Genomic DNA, 14,724 nt, shown 5'->3' on the forward strand with positions numbered 1-14,724 from the left:
TTCTAGTCCTCCCAGATCAATTTGCCGGGAAGCGGGGGCCGCAGCTCCGGGCGCCACGGGAGCGCAAATGCCGGAACCGGCTCACCCAGCTGAACGCCGCGGGACGGAACCACCATGACGCCGTCGGCGGTGGCCAGTCCGCGCATCATCCCGGGGCCGGTGTAGTAGGCGGGAGTCGCCAGGTCCTTGACCCAGCGGAACGGCATGAGCCGGGTGGACCGCACGGTGGGCGTCGATGGTGGTGCCGCACGGCACCCGGCTGATGCCGGGCAGAGGCTGGTGACCGAGGGCGGCCAGCAGCGGACCGCCAACGGTGAAGAGCGCCATGAGGGCGGCGAGCGGGTTGCCGGGAAGCCCGACGACGAACCGGCCGTTGGGCAGTTTGCCCAGGGCGGCAGGGTGGCCGGGCCGCATGGCGATGCCGTCGACGAGGAGTCGCCCGCCGAGCGCTACCACGGCATTTCGGAAATGGTCAGCGCCCGAGCGCCCTGTGCCGCCGGTGGTCACCACGACGTCGGGCCACTGCCCCATCGGCGCTTCGGCGGCACCCAGTGCCGTGAGCCATTCCTCGTAGGAGTCCCCGATCCGGACCAGCGGCCCCGGGACACCCCCAAGCATCTGGATGACTGTGCTGAGCTGTGGCCCGAAGGCGTCCCTGACCTGTCCCGGTGCCGGGATTCTGGCCGTGACCACCTCTGAGCCGGTGACCAGCATCTTGACCAGTGGCTCGCCGCGCACTGTCAACTGGTCGAAGCCTGCGACGGCGGCCAGGGCGATATGCGCAGGGTTCAAGGCCGTCCCGGCAGGGATCAGCACCTCGCCGGCTGCCGCTTCCTCGCCCGACCTGCGGATGTGCTGGCCCGGGCGGGGTTCGCCGGGGGAAGCCCCGTCTCCCACCAGCAATATGGCCCGGCCGCCCGCGTCCTTTGCAAGCCGTCCGCTTTCAACACGGAGCACCGCCTGGGAGCCTGGCTGTATGACCCCACCTGTGACGACAGGGCTGGCCTCTCCGTTGCGGAGGGGCTTTCCCGGTTCCGTCAATGTCCAGGGGCCGTCACCGCTAACCGTCCAGCCGTCCATGGCGGATGAAGCGTAGTGGGGCATCTCCTGCAGCGCGACGACGTCGGCCGCCAGGGTTCTGCCGTTCGCCTCCCCAAGCGGGATACGCTCCGGTCCAAGGGGGCTGGCGCAGTCGAAAGCCAGACGGCGTGCTTCCGCCCAGGTGTGCTCCCCGTGAGCGGCCCGCCCGCCATCCTCGCCGGGCCTGTTGACGGTTTGAAGGGATAGAGCTACCACTGGTCGTCCCCTCGTTTGGATGGTTGCCGGGCTGTCGTCCCGCCTGGCGGCGACGTCCTAAAAGACATGCCTGCCGCTGCTGTTTCGTTTCCCGAAAGCGGTGCTCCGGCGCTTACCTCCCCAGGTATTTCAGGCCTCCGAAACACCGTTTACGGGAAACGAAACAGCTTTATGCCCTTGGCGGTGCGGGCTTGGGCGCCGCGCCGTCGCCGGTCGCCCTGATATTCAAATTATATCGTAAAGATATATCAGTGCGGAAGGGTTGCAAGCATTTGATTTTCCCCTGCCTTGACGACGCCTGCCGGTTCCAGCCGGACGACGACGGACTTGGACGTCGGGGTTCCGCTGGTGTCGGCCACGGAGTCCAGCGGCACCAGCACGTTGGTTTCCGGGTAGTAGGCGGCTGCGCACCCCTTCGGCGTCGAGTAGCCCACGATCCGGAAGTTCTCCGCCCTGCGTTCTGTGCCCCGGAACTCTGAAACCAGGTCCACCATGTCGCCGTCGGCATAGCCCAGCTCGGCGATGTCCGCCTCGCTGACCAGCACCACGCGCCGGCCGCCATGGATTCCGCGGTACCGGTCGTCCTTTCCGTAGATCGTGGTGTTGTACTGGTCGTGGGAACGCAGGGTCTGCAGGATCAGCCGGCCGGGGGGAACCCGAAGGTACTCCAGGGCATTGGACGTGAAGTGCGCCTTGCCCGACCGGGTCTTGAACTCCTTGTTGTCCCGTGGCGGGTGGGGCAGAACGAAGCCCCCGGGGTGCTGGATTCTCTCCTCGAAATTCTCGAAGCCATCGATGACGGCCTCGATGTGCTTCCTGACCAGGGAATAGTCGTCCCGGAGCGAGAGCCAGTCCGCCACCGGGGTGTTGGGACGGGGCTGGCCATTGGCGTCGGTGAACACCCTGTGCGCCAGGTTGCAGACGATGGCCACCTCGGACATGAGGTGCTCGCTGGCGGGCTTGAGCCGGCCGCGGGACGCATGAACTGCGCTCATGGAATCCTCCACGGTGACCCTCTGGTCACCGGACCGCTGGGTGTCCCTCTCGGTGCGGCCCAGCGTTGGGAGGATCAGGGCGCGCTTTCCTGTCGACAGGTGCGAATGATTCAGTTTCGTCGAGATCTGCACGGTCAGCCGGGTATTGGCCAGGGCCTTCTCGGTGGCATCCGAGTCCGGAGCCGCCCGCACGAAGTTTCCGCCCATGCCCACGAATAGCCTGACCTTGCCGTCACGCATTGCCCGGATTGCGGCGACGGTGTCGTAGCCGTGCGCCCGCGGCGAATGGAACTGGAATTCCTGGTCCAGTTGGTCGTGGAAGCTCTCGGGCATCCGTTCGAAGATGCCCATGGTCCGGTCGCCCTGGACATTGGAGTGTCCGCGAACCGGGCAGACTCCCGCTCCGGGCTTGCCGATGTTGCCCTGCAGCAGCAGGACATTGACGACGTCGCGCAGGGTGGGGACTGAGTGCTTGTGCTGCGTCAGGCCCATGGCCCAACAGACGATGGTGGAGCCTGACGCCAGGAGCCGTTCACCGGTGGCGTTGATCTGTTCCATGGTCAGGCCGGTCGCCTCGACGATGTCGTCCCACTGCACCTGTTCCAGCTGCGAAAGGTATGACTCGAGGCCCACAGTATGGTTGCTGATGAAGTCGTGATCAAAAACCGTGGACAGGCCAGGGGTGTTCCTGCCTGCACGTTCTGCGTCCAGCAGGTATTTCCCGAGGCCCTGGAAGAGTGCCTGGTCGCCGCCGGCCCTGATCTGCAGGAAGTCATCAGTCAGCTGCGTGCCCACCAGCGTACCCACGACGGTCTGCGGGTTCTCGAAGTGCAGGAGCCCGGCCTCGGGGAGCGGATTGACGGATACGATGGCGGCGCCGTTTTTCTTCGCCTTCTCCAGGGCACTGAGCATGCGCGGGTGGTTCGTGCCCGGGTTCTGGCCCGCCACGAAGATGAGGGACGCCGTCTCCAGATCCTTCAGGCTGACAGAACCCTTGCCAATGCCTATGGTCTCCACCAGTGCAGATCCGGAGGACTCGTGGCACATGTTTGAACAGTCCGGGAGGTTGTTCGTGCCCACGCCGCGGACGAGCAGCTGGTACACGAACGCTGCCTCGTTGGAAGTCCGTCCGGACGTGTAGAAAACGCTCTGGTCGGGGTGGTCCATGTCCCTGAGTTCCTGGGCGATGAGCTCCAGGGCGTCGTCCCAGTCGATGGGACTGTAGTGGGTTGCGCCCTCATCCAGGACCATCGGGTGGGTCAGCCTTCCCTGCTGCCCCAGCCAGTAGTCGTCGCGTGTCTTCAGCTCGGCGACGGAATGCGTGGCGAAAAACTCCGGGCTGACACGGCGGCGGGTAGCTTCCTCCGCCACCGCCTTCGCACCGTTCTCGCAGAATTCCGCCGCATTGCGCTTCTCATGTTCCGGCCAGGCGCAGCCCATGCAGTCAAACCCGTCGATCTGGTTGACGGCCATCAGCGTCTGGACGCTGCGCAGGGGACCCATCTGCTCCAGCGAGATTTTCAGGGCGTTCGCCACCGCGGGAATGCCCACGGCCTTGGTTTTGGGTTTGCTGACGGTCAGCCTTGACTCGTCAATGTTCTCGCGTGGGGCTTTAGACGCCATTGGCTCTTCCTTAAATCTTTTGCCGGGCAATGAGGGCGTGCGTTGACTATGGAACTTCGACCGTGATGATGTCGCCGTCCTCGCGGAAGAACATGCGACGGCCGCCCCCGAAGGCCAGAACCAGCCAGACGATGCGGCCATCCTCGGTCAGGTCGTCGATCCAGCCGCTGTGGGGAACCGCGTACGACTCCAGCACGGTGACGAAATCGCCTGGCATGAGCGCGTTCCAGTCGGCCACGACCTTGGTGCTGGTGGCCTGAGGCGCGGTGCTGCACGCCATGACTGTCTCGGTCATGGCGTGAGGACCGGCGTCCTGGCTGCACGTGACTGTTCGCGCGCCGCTTCGGAGGTGTGGAGAAGCAGCAGTGCCGTGGTGACTGAGCCGACACCGCCGGGGACGGGCGTCAGCGCGGCAGCGACCGGCCGGACACTGGCTTCGTCGACGTCGCCGGCGAGCGAGCCGTCGGAAAGCACGTTGGTTCCCACATCGATGACCACTGAATGCTCCGAAACATCCGTCCCGGTGAGCAACCCGGTGCGGCCCGCGGCAACAACCACGATGTCGGCATCCTTGGTGTACTTCCCGAGGGGGCCGGACTTCGAGTGGCAGACGGTCGTGGTGGCGTCCTTCCCCAACAGCAGCAGGGACAGCGGCTTGCCGACCACGGTGGAACGGCCAACCACCACCACGTTGCGGCCCGCCACCGGGATCTCGAAGTGGTCCAGCATTTCAACAACAGCGCGTGCCGTGGCCGGGGCGAAGGCGCGTTCCCCTACGGCGAGAAGTCCCAGGCTCAACGGGTTAGCGCCGTCGATGTCCTTTTCCGGGGCGATGTACTGGACCAGTTCCTGGGTTTTGACGCCCGGAGGCAGGGGAGTCTGCAGAATGATGCCATTGACGGAAGGCTCTGCACTGAGGTCCTTCAGCACGGAGATGAGCACCTGTTCGGTCGCGTCCTGACCGACGTCGATGACCCTGCAGCCGATGCCGGCGTTTTCCGCGGCGCGCTCTATGGAGCGCACGTACCAGTGCGTGGAGCTGTCCTCGGTCGCAACCACGACGGCGAGGGTGGGGCATGAGCCCTCTTCGGCCAGGGCCTTGGCTTCGGTCTGGGCCTTCTGCTGGATCAGTTTGGCGAGAGGCTTGCCGGAGAGCAGGGATGCCGTCATCGGAGGATCCTTTCCCGTACCTGGCGTGAAAGCGAGTCCGCCGCCAGAATGACTTTTTCTTCAAGGCCGTCGGTTTGTTCTGCCAGTGCGGCGCGCGCCGGGGCGTCCTTGATGGCTACGACGTTGATGTCGATGTTGACGCGGGCCGTGGTCGCCGCTGCCCTGGCCGCGTCCGCTGCTGCGGCAATGTCGCTGATGACGTTCGGGTTCGCAATATCCAGAAGTTCGGCCGCGAGCTCCACTACGGCCCCTGACAGCATGATCAGGCGGGCCGGCGGTTGGGCGGCCTGGCCAAGTGCGTCGTTGATGGCGGCTGCGCGCGCCTGCCGCTCAGGGTCGCTTGCGGCAGGCAGCTTGTAAGAGGCAATCACAGCTTTGAAGGCGGCTTCGTCGGCGTCGGCCAGCCCCAGTGTCTCGCCGATGAGCCGGTCGGCGGCCGCAATGATTCGGGACGTTGTCTCTGCGTGCTGCTCATATGTGCCGCCGGTGCTGAACCGTGCCACCATCGCCACCAGGGCCGCACCTTGCGCCGCGTGGAGCGCCGCGGCCGCGCCGCCACCAGGGGTGGGCTTCCGCGAGGCAAGCCTGCCGAGGTAGTCATTAATTGTTTCTGAACCGATCATTTGTTCATTCCTGGGCTGGTAGAGGCTGGAGCGGAAAGGGGGCTGCACGCAGCCCGGCCCCCGTTGCGAGGATGAGCCGGGCTGCGTGGCCCCGAAGGGCCCTGCGGTGCTTAGCCGCGGAGCCTGGTCATTTTCGGGTCGTACAACGGCTCTTCCGAAACAGTGGCCGTGATACGCCGCCCGAAGTACTCGATCTCGACGGAATCGCCCACCGAAACGGCGGCCGGGAGGTAGGCGTAGGCAATCGGCTTGGCCACGGTGTATGCGTAAGCGGCGCTGGTCACGTACCCGACTGCCTGCTCCTTGTAGAACACGGGCTCCTTGCCCAGGACAATGGACCGGCCGTCGTCGATGGTCAGGCACCGCAGCCGGCGGGCGGAGCCCTCCTCGGTCCGGCCTTCGAGTGCACCCTTGCCGATGAAGCTCTCCTTGGCCATCTTGACGGCGAATCCGAGGCCTGCTTCGAAGGGGTCATGCTCCGTGGTCATGTCCGATCCCCAGGAGCGGTAGCCCTTTTCGAGGCGCAGGGAGCTGAACGCCGCCCGCCCGGCCGCGATGACTCCGAAGGGCTGTCCTGCCTGCCACAGCGCATCCCACAGCCGCTGTCCGTTGTCCGCGCTGGTGTAGAGCTCCCAGCCGAGTTCGCCAACGTAGGACAGCCGCATGGCGGTGACCGGGACCCCGCCGATGACGACGCTCTTTGCCCGGAAGTACTTCAGGCCGTCGTTGGAGAAATCATCCTCGCTGACCTTGCTGACCAGATCGCGGGCCAGGGGACCCCAGAGGCCGATGCAGCAGGTCCCGCCCGTGGTGTCGCGCACCTGGACCCAGTCAGAAGCGGACCCGCTTTGCGTCTGATGCCGGGCAGCACGCGTGAAGTAGGCGGTGTCGATGTTGCCGTTGGCTCCGAGCTGGAAGGTGTCCTCGCTCAGGCGGGCCACTGTGATGTCGCTTCGCACGCCGCCGGCGTGGTCGAGCAGGAGGGTGTAGGTGACCGCCCCGGGCTTCTTGTCCAGGTCCGCCGTCGTCAGCTCCTGAAGCAGTTTCAAGGCTCCGGGACCGGACACTTCCAGCCGCTTCAGTGGCGTCATGTCATACATGGCGACAGCCGTGCGGGTTTTCCACGCTTCGGCGGCGGCAATGGGGGAGCTGAACATGTTGGACCATGCGTCCCGGGCCGGCGGCAGCCATTCCGCCGGCATCTCCTTGAGGAGGGCAGCGTTTGATTCGAACCAGTACGGCCGCTCCCACCCGCCGGACTCCAGGAAGGTGGCCCCCAGTTCCTTGTGCCGGGCGTGGAACGGGCTCACGCGCAGGTTGCGGGGCGACAGCTTGGGCTGGAGCGGGTGGAGGACATCGTAAATCTCCACAAAGTTCTGCTGCGAGGTCTCGCTGACGTACTCGGGGGTGAGCTGGACGTCCTCGAAGCGGGTGATGTCACACTCGCCCAGGTCGGTTTCGGACCTGCCGGTGGTCAGAAGTTCTGCCATCGCCTTGGCAACGCCTGCGGAGTGCGTTACCCAGACGGCTTCTGCGACATAGAAACCGTCGAGTTCCTTGGACTCGCCAAGGAGCGGTCCGCCATCCGGGGTGAAAGAGAAGATGCCGTTGAAGCCATCCTCGATTTCGCATTCTGCCAGTCCGGGAAGAAGCTGCTTCGAGGCCTCCCAGGCCGGCAGGAAGTCCTCCAGGGTGAAGTCCAGCCGGGAAGGCATGTTGTGTTCGCTGACGGCCTCGGGGGCATAGGTTCCCAGAGTGTCGAGGTCGACGGGCATGGGGCGGTGGGCATAGGAGCCGATGCCGTAGCGTTCGCCGTGCTCGCGGTAGTAGAGGTCCTGGTCCTGGTGGCGAAGGATCGGCAGCGTGGCTCCGTTCGGCAGCTCGTTGCGGCCGCTCAACTGGGGTACCGCAGTGGTCTTGACGTACTGGTGCGCCAGCGGAAGCAGGGGAACCGCCATGCCGATCATGGCACCGATCTTCGCGCCCCAGAAGCCGGCACACGAGATGACAATGTCGGCCGGAATGACGCCCTCGGAGGTCTCGACGCCGGTAACGCGTCGCCCGGACTGCTCGATTCCCGTCACGGTGGTGGAGCCGCGGTACTTTACGCCCGCGGCTTCAGTGCGCTTGATCAGCAGCTGCACGGCACGCGCGGCGCTTGCCAAGCCATCGCTAGGCACGTGGAGGCCGCCCAGGATGTTCTCGTCGTCGAGGAGCGGGTAGAGCTCCTTGCACTCGGCGGAGGAGAGGATCCGTCCTTCGATTCCCCAGGAGGCTGCGTAGCCCAGCTTGCGCTTGAGGTCAGCGAGTCGGGTTTCAGTGGTGGCGACTTCCAGGCCGCCCACCTGGTTGAAGCAGCTGACGCCGTCCTCTGTCAGGGACAGCAGCTTTTCCACAGTGTACTTGGCAAAAGACGCCATGGTTTTGGAGGGATTGGTCTGGAAGACCAGGCCCGGAGCGTGGGAGGTAGATCCTCCGGGCATGTTCAGCGGGCCCTGGTCCAGCACTGTGATGTTGTTCCATCCCCGGGCGACCAGTTCGTCGGCCAGGTTCGTGCCGACGATGCCAGCTCCGATGATGACGATTCGAGGCGTTGATGCCATGTGGTTCTCCTGCTGATTTAGGTAGTGGGCTTTCGCGGCCTGTACGTGGCTGCTTTAGCGGAAGACGATTGTGCTGGTCTGGTCCAGCAGTACCCGGTGTTGGCAGTGCCAGCGCACAGCGCGGGACAGGGCGAGGGCTTCGGCGTCCTGTCCGATGGTGGAGAGGGTGCCCGGTCCATGTGTGTGGTCGACCCGGATGACTTCCTGCTCGATGATCGGGCCCTCATCCAGGTCGGCGGTGACGTAGTGGGCGGTTGCACCCACAAGCTTGACGCCGCGGTCGTAGGCCTGGTGGTAGGGGCGTGCGCCCTTGAACCCCGGCAGGAACGAGTGGTGGATGTTGATGGCCCTGCCCTCGAGGGACCGGCACAGGTCATCGGACAGCACCTGCATGTACCGGGCCAGGACCACGAGGTCGATGTCGTACTCGTCCACGAGCTCCAGCAGACGCCGCTCGGCGTCCTGCTTGGTTTCCGGGGTCACGGGGATGTGAACGAACGGAAGGCCGGCAGCCTCGGCCATTGCCCGGTGCGTTTCGTGGTTGGAAACCACCAGGGCCAGGTCCCCGCCAAGGCTGCCGCCACGCCAGCGGAAAATCAGGTCGTTCAGGCAGTGCCCGAACTTCGACACCATGACCAGAACGCGGTGCTTGGTCTCGTCGTGGACGTTGAACTTCATGTCAAAGCGTTCCGCGATGGGGCGGAACTCCTCTTCGAGCGTCTGCAGATCGTGTTCCGTCGCACCCGAGAAGGCCGTGCGCAGGTGCAGGGTCTGGCGGAGGCCGTCGTCGAACTGCTGGTGCTCTTCGATGTTGAATCCGCGCTCGAAAAGGAACGTGGTTACTGCCTGCACGATGCCGGCACGTTCGACACACGACAGTGTGAGTACGAACTTGCCGGTTTTGGTTTCTCCGGAGGCTGCGGTGTGCGGAGCCGGCCGGGTTTCTGTGGCTGTGTCCACAACGGTCATGTCGAAATCCTTTAGATATATGGTTGATAACCTTATTGATATATCAGCAGTGATTGCCAGCGTATACTGGTGAGCGGATGAGGTCAATAGTCAGATTGTTGGCCCACAGGAGAGGCGGAGCGGTGGCGTTTGAAGCTTTGGCGGTGACGGAGGCCGGAGGTTCGAGGTCCTTGGCCGATGTGGCCTACGAACGGATCCGGGACAGCCTGCTGACTTTGGAGATCCGGCCTGGCGATCCGCTGTACGACGAGGGGCTCGCAAAGGAGCTCGGCGTCGGACGCACTCCGGTCAGGGAAGCGCTCAAACGGCTTGAAGTGGACCGGCTCGTTGTGACTTATCCAAGGCGCGGTACCTTCGCAACACGGGTGGAGGTCACGGACCTCGCGTTCATCTCGGAAATCAGGGCCCAGCTGGAGCCCCTTGCTGCCGCCCGTGCCGCCCGGGTGGCCACCGCCGCAGTGCGGGAGCGTCTCCGCCTCATCGTGGAGGAAGTGGAGTCCTTCGACGTGGACAGCGCATCAGTCGTGGAGACGTTGCGGCTGGACGCCAGGGTGCACCAGGGAATTTATGCTGCAGCAGCGAACCCGCACCTGGAAGACGTCCTGATCCGCTACGACAATCTCGCCACGCGCATCTGGTGCATGGTGCTGGACCGCCTGCCAAATCTTTCCCGGCACGTGCATGAGCACGTCGACCTGCTTGAAGCGGTGATCAAAGGGGACGAGGCCCAGGCTGCCGAACTGGCCCGCGTTCACGTCGACGGCTTTGAGAAGGCCGTGCGGACGGCCCTGTTCGCAGCCTAGCGCTTGTTGTTGCCTGGCAACGACGACGGCGGGACGTTGCCTCGCCGTCGTGAAGCGCGCCCATCCTAAAGGATGGGTGGCGCCGCCCGGTTTGGTGGTGAAACGCTACCCGGACGGGGGCACTTTGCTGTGGAGAAAGCGCGGCTAGCGCCACAATGGATTGGCGTCCTGGGAGGCGATGAGCTCCTGCGCCTCGGCTTCCGTGTCTACGCTCGGCATGGAGCCCGGCAGCGGGCGGCCGGCCGATTCACGAAGGAAATAGATGGCGATCGCACCGATGACCGACGTCGCCATCAGGTAGTAGGCCGGGGCCATGTCGTCGCCGGTGGCCGCGATCAGGCCCTGGACCAGGAATGGCGTGGTTCCGCCGAAGATCGCCACAGAGAAGTTGTAGGCGATGCCCATGCTGCTGTAGCGGCTTGAGGTGGGGAACAGCGCCGGAAGTGCTGACGCGAGGTTGGCCACGTAGAACGTGACGGGGAAGGCGACCAGGGACAGGCCCGCCAGGGTGGACCAGACGTCGCCGATTCCGATGAGCATGAACGCGGGGACGGCAAAAAGGACGGTGCTTCCGGCACCGATCCACAGCACCGGACGCCTGCCGATGCGGTCCGAAAGCTTGCCGGTGAGCGGGATGCACAGCGCCATCACCACCAGGACCGGAATGGTCAGCAGCGTGCCGTGGAGGGGGTCGTAGCCTTTGGATTCGGTCAGGTATGTCGGCATGTACGACGTCAGGGCATAACCGACGGTGTTGGCAGCGCCGGCGAGGATCATGGCCAGCACGATTTGGCGCCAGTAGGTTCTCATGATGCCCACCGGGCCGACGGCAACACTCTTATCGCTTGCGGCGGCTTGGCTGGCGGCTGACTCCTGCGCGCCGAGGGTTGCCTGGAACTGGGGGGATTCCTCGATCTTGTTCCGGAAGTAGATGGCGATCAGGCCTAACGGCCCGGCCACCAGGAAAGGCAGCCTCCAGCCCCATTCCTCCATGGCGGCCTCGCCGAGGGTGACCTGCAGGACGGAGACCGTGGCAGCGCCCAGGGCAAAGCCAATGTAGGAGCCCATGTCCAGGAAACTGGCGAAGAAGCCGCGCCGCTTATCAGGGGCATATTCACACACAAACGTGGTGGCGCCGGCATACTCGCCGCCGGTGGAGAAGCCCTGCACGAGCTTCAGGAGAACCAGCAGCGCGGCCGCCCAAACGCCTATTTGCGCGTAGCCGGGGAGGAGTCCGACGGCGAAGGTGCTGGCCGCCATCAGCATAAGGGTCGCGGCGAGCACCTTCTGGCGCCCTACTTTGTCCCCGAGCCAGCCGAACACGACGCCGCCGATCGGGCGGGCAATGAAAGTTGCCGCAAAGGTGCCGAGCAGGAACAGGGTCTGAACGGTCCTGTCCGCTTCCGGCAGGAACACCGGCCCCATGGTGGTGATCAGATAGCCGAACACGCCGACGTCGTACCACTCCATGGTGTTGCCCACGATGGTGCCACCGAGGGCCTTCTTAAGCATCCGCTGGTCCACGACATTGATGTCGGACGCCGTGAGCCGGCGGGAGTACTGTCTGTCTTTGCTGCTTTGATCGGTAGTGACATCACCTTGGATCGTCATACAGGTTCCTTACTGAATATTGGCGGGAATCCAGGCGCTGGACGCCCGTGCTGACGAAGATTGACCCTGCATGCATACGGCCGGCGCCTGCCGGGAGTGGACTCATCACCGGGCAGGGCGTGTGCAGAAAGCACCTTGTTCGTCAGGAGATGCGCAAGCACGTGGGATCCTCTCGTGTTCCGCAGTAATCAACAGGCTTCGGCTTATGCAACAGAGTGCGTCAGCTCACAGTCGTTGTCAAGAAGATGACTTGGGTCCCGCACCAGTGGGTGGCCGGCACTTTACGCCTACCCCTTTGGGTAGGTGTAACCGCCCGATGATGGCATAGCGCCCAGCCCGGCGTGCGGGGGAAGATAGAGGGCAACATATTCGGATGAGATCGGGACCGCCGGGGGCGGTGCTTCGAATGGTCCGAGATCGCTAATTTCCCTGCCTTCCAGCTCCGCCATCCTCGGCCGCTCCCGGCAACAGCTTTTCCTCCAAAGGAGTTCCGTGTCTTCAAATCCGATTCGTGTAGCTATCGTCGGCGTGGGTAACTGTGCCGCTTCGCTGGTCCAGGGTGTCCATTACTACCGGGATGCCGACCCCCAGGCCACGATTCCGGGTCTGATGCACGTGGAGTTCGGCAAGTACCACGTCAACGATGTGCAGTTCGTGGCCGCGTTCGATGTGGACGGCAAGAAGGTCGGCGTTGACCTGGCCGACGCGATCCTGGCCAGCGAAAACAACACCATCAAGCTCGCCGATGTTCCGCCCAGCGGTGTGACGGTCCAGCGCGGGCACACCCTGGATGGCCTGGGCCGGTATTACCTGGAGACCATCGAGCAGTCCCCGGCCGAGCCGGTCGACGTGGTGCAGGCGCTCAAGGACTCCCAGGCCGATGTCATGGTCTGCTACCTGCCGGTCGGGTCCCAGGAAGCCGCGGAGTTCTACGCCCAGTGCGCCATCGACGCCGGCGTGGCGTTCGTCAACGCCCTGCCGGTGTTCCTCGCGGGCACCAAGGAGTGGGCTGACAAGTTCACCGCCGCGGGTGTGCCGATCGTCGGCGATGACATCAAGAGCCAGATCGGTGCCACCATCACGCACCGTGTCATGGCCAAGCTGTTCGAGGACCGCGGTGTGACGCTGGACCGCACGTACCAGCTGAACGTGGGCGGCAACATGGACTTCAAGAACATGCTCGAGCGCGACCGGCTCGAGTCCAAGAAGATCTCCAAGACCCAGGCCGTGACCTCCAACGTCGAGGCCGAGCTCGCCGCGAAGGACGTCCACATCGGCCCGTCCGACTACGTGCAGTGGCTCGATGACCGCAAGTGGGCCTTCGTCCGCCTGGAAGGCCGCAACTTCGGCGACGCCCCGGTGTCTTTGGAGTACAAGCTGGAGGTCTGGGACTCGCCGAACTCCGCGGGTGTGATCATCGACGCGATCCGTGCGGCGAAGATCGGCCTGGACCGCGGCATCGGCGGCCCGCTGCTGTCGGCGTCGAGCTACTTCATGAAGTCCCCGCCGGAGCAGTTCAACGACGACCTCGCCCGCGACAGGTCGAGGCCTTCATCCGCGGCGACCTCGACCGCTAACCCCCGGACCCTTCCTCAGGTCCTGCAGGTTTTCACGCGATGCTCCCTCACTTTCGGGTGGGGGAGCCTCGCTGTTTAAGGGATGCGGAGGCTACCCGGCCAGGACCGTGAGACGGCCGAGGCGCTGTACCGCGGCGGCGTGGTAACTGTCGAGGGTGATGGCGGCGGTTCGTTGCCAGCCGGAGTTTGCCGCGTGGATGGCGGCGGCGGTGCCCATGTTGCGGCGGGTGGCCGGGTCGTCGTGGAGGGCTTCAAGGGCGTCGGCCCAGTCGGCGGCGTGGTGGCCGTCCACCAAAAGCCCGGTGCGGCCGTCAATGACGGCGCGGGACAGGCCACCCACCCGTGTGGCGACCACGGGGGTGCCGCAAGCATGCGCCTCCAGGGCCACAAGCCCGAACGATTCGCTGTAGGAGGGCATGACGACGACGTCGGCCGAGCGGTACCAGGAGGCCAGTTTCGGTGCTCCGACCGGCGGATGGTGAGTGACGGCGTCGTCCATTCCTTCGGCGGTAACAATCGCGTCCAGGTCGAAGTCCCGGGCGCCGCTCAGCGCGCCGAGCACGGTCAGTTTGAGGTCGATGTCGGGGCGTCGCCGGCGGAGCAGGGCGGCAGCCCTGATCAGGACCTGCGGCCCCTTGAGCCGCTGGATCCGGCCGGCGAACAGCAGGTGGAAGGTGCCCGGTGCAATGCCTTGGGCGGCGCGGGACCGGCTGCGGGAGGCGGGCGTGAAGACCGAAAGGTCAACGCCCGGGGGAGCGACATCGGTCTGTTCGGCGTCGGCGCCGTAATGCGAAACCAGCTCGGCAACCTCGGCACCGTGTTGGCGATCAGGCGCGTGGCGCCGTCGACAATGCGGTGTTCGCCTTCCTCGCGGCGCCGCGGCTCAGGCTCCTCGCCGGACTGCAGCACCAAATTCTTAGCCTTGGCCATGGTGTGCATTGTGTGAACCAGCGGAATGTCCCACCGCCAGGAGAGCTCCAGCCCGACCATGCCGGACAACCAGTAGTGGGAGTGGATGACGTCGTACCGGGCGTGCGGCTGCCGCGCGCCGATCCGCTGGATCTCGGCCACCATGCTGTGCATTAGGTCCGGCAGTTCCTCTTTGGACAGCCTGCGCGGCGGCCCGGCGGTGACGTTGTGGACGCGAACTCCCGGACCGGGATGTTCGACGGCGGGCTGGCCGGCCGAGGTGGAGCGGGTGAAGATGTCCACTTCGATGCCGGATTCGGCCAGGGCCGAGGCGAGGCCGCGGATGTAAACGTTCATGCCGCCGGCGTCCCCGGAACCGGGCTGTTCCATGGGAGAGGTGTGCAGCGACAGGAAAGCCACGCGCTTGATTGGGGTCACGGCTCATTCCTTTTGGTCTGTTAGCTCTGTTAAGGGGTACACGAACGGCCCCCGTCTCCAGGACGGGGGCCGTTCGGCTTTGGCAGTGTCTTACTGGGCTACTTTGG

Annotated in this window: 8 protein-coding genes and 3 pseudogenes; 2 read left to right on the forward strand and 9 right to left on the reverse strand. The window is 64.9% G+C overall.

Annotated features, from left to right (window positions below; all coding sequences use genetic code 11):
• Nucleotides 1–2 precede the first annotated feature (2 nt).
• The 7 genes and pseudogenes from J7I85_RS01735 to purU form a co-directional block, all read right to left on the reverse strand.
• Nucleotides 3–1,296: pseudogene (locus J7I85_RS01735) on the reverse strand (molybdopterin molybdotransferase MoeA).
• 248 nt (nucleotides 1,297–1,544) lie between these two features.
• Nucleotides 1,545–3,914, reverse strand: a complete 2,370-nt coding sequence (locus tag J7I85_RS01740; protein ID WP_214845793.1) for an FdhF/YdeP family oxidoreductase — start codon at nucleotides 3,912–3,914, stop codon at nucleotides 1,545–1,547.
• A 46-nt stretch (nucleotides 3,915–3,960) separates the two neighbouring features.
• Nucleotides 3,961–4,209, reverse strand: a complete 249-nt coding sequence (locus J7I85_RS01745) for a hypothetical protein (RefSeq protein ID WP_214845794.1) — start codon at nucleotides 4,207–4,209, stop codon at nucleotides 3,961–3,963.
• Nucleotides 4,206–5,084: a bifunctional 5,10-methylenetetrahydrofolate dehydrogenase/5,10-methenyltetrahydrofolate cyclohydrolase gene (locus J7I85_RS01750; protein WP_214845795.1), complete on the reverse strand. Its 879-nt coding sequence runs from the start codon at nucleotides 5,082–5,084 to the stop codon at nucleotides 4,206–4,208. The genes J7I85_RS01745 and J7I85_RS01750 overlap by 4 nt, the downstream gene beginning before the upstream one ends.
• Nucleotides 5,081–5,707 (reverse strand): cyclodeaminase/cyclohydrolase family protein, encoded by a 627-nt coding sequence (locus J7I85_RS01755; protein ID WP_214845797.1) that lies wholly within the window; start codon nucleotides 5,705–5,707, stop codon nucleotides 5,081–5,083. Before J7I85_RS01755 ends, J7I85_RS01750 begins: the two co-directional genes overlap by 4 nt.
• Nucleotides 5,708–5,817: 110 nt before the next feature.
• A complete protein-coding gene (locus J7I85_RS01760; RefSeq protein ID WP_214845799.1) occupies nucleotides 5,818–8,310 on the reverse strand; it encodes an FAD-dependent oxidoreductase in 2,493 nt (830 codons plus the stop codon).
• Nucleotides 8,311–8,364: 54 nt separating this feature from the next.
• Nucleotides 8,365–9,279 carry a formyltetrahydrofolate deformylase gene (purU, locus tag J7I85_RS01765; protein WP_214845805.1) on the reverse strand — a complete coding sequence of 305 codons (915 nt, stop codon included), beginning with the start codon at nucleotides 9,277–9,279 and terminating at the stop codon, nucleotides 8,365–8,367.
• Nucleotides 9,280–9,401: 122 nt separating this feature from the next.
• Here purU and J7I85_RS01770 point away from each other — a divergent pair, with 122 nt between their 5' ends.
• On the forward strand, nucleotides 9,402–10,082 hold the full coding sequence (locus J7I85_RS01770; RefSeq protein ID WP_214845807.1) for a GntR family transcriptional regulator: 681 nt from the start codon (nucleotides 9,402–9,404) through the stop codon (nucleotides 10,080–10,082).
• 144 nt (nucleotides 10,083–10,226) lie between these two features.
• On the opposite strand, the gene J7I85_RS01775 is transcribed toward J7I85_RS01770, so the two are convergent.
• On the reverse strand, nucleotides 10,227–11,693 hold the full coding sequence (locus J7I85_RS01775; protein ID WP_214845810.1) for an MFS transporter: 1,467 nt from the start codon (nucleotides 11,691–11,693) through the stop codon (nucleotides 10,227–10,229).
• A gap of 492 nt (nucleotides 11,694–12,185) precedes the next feature.
• Between J7I85_RS01775 and J7I85_RS01780 the strand changes: the two are divergent.
• A pseudogene (locus tag J7I85_RS01780) lies at nucleotides 12,186–13,270 on the forward strand (inositol-3-phosphate synthase).
• Nucleotides 13,271–13,361: 91 nt separating this feature from the next.
• Here J7I85_RS01780 and mshA read toward each other — a convergent pair.
• Nucleotides 13,362–14,617: pseudogene (gene mshA, locus J7I85_RS01785) on the reverse strand (D-inositol-3-phosphate glycosyltransferase).
• Between the last annotated feature and the right edge of the window lie 107 nt (nucleotides 14,618–14,724).

The organism is Arthrobacter sp. ISL-65 (assembly GCF_018613795.1).
Taxonomy (GTDB): Bacteria; Actinomycetota; Actinomycetes; order Actinomycetales; family Micrococcaceae; genus Arthrobacter.

Coding starts and splice junctions, on each gene's coding strand:
- J7I85_RS01740 (WP_214845793.1), bottom strand. CDS start 3,914: ATGGCGTCTAAAGCCCCACGCGAGAACATTGACGAGTCAAGGCTGACC.
- J7I85_RS01745 (WP_214845794.1), bottom strand. CDS start 4,209: ATGACCGAGACAGTCATGGCGTGCAGCACCGCGCCTCAGGCCACCAGC.
- J7I85_RS01750 (WP_214845795.1), bottom strand. CDS start 5,084: ATGACGGCATCCCTGCTCTCCGGCAAGCCTCTCGCCAAACTGATCCAG.
- J7I85_RS01755 (WP_214845797.1), bottom strand. CDS start 5,707: ATGATCGGTTCAGAAACAATTAATGACTACCTCGGCAGGCTTGCCTCG.
- J7I85_RS01760 (WP_214845799.1), bottom strand. CDS start 8,310: ATGGCATCAACGCCTCGAATCGTCATCATCGGAGCTGGCATCGTCGGC.
- purU (WP_214845805.1), bottom strand. CDS start 9,279: ATGACCGTTGTGGACACAGCCACAGAAACCCGGCCGGCTCCGCACACC.
- J7I85_RS01775 (WP_214845810.1), bottom strand. CDS start 11,693: ATGACGATCCAAGGTGATGTCACTACCGATCAAAGCAGCAAAGACAGA.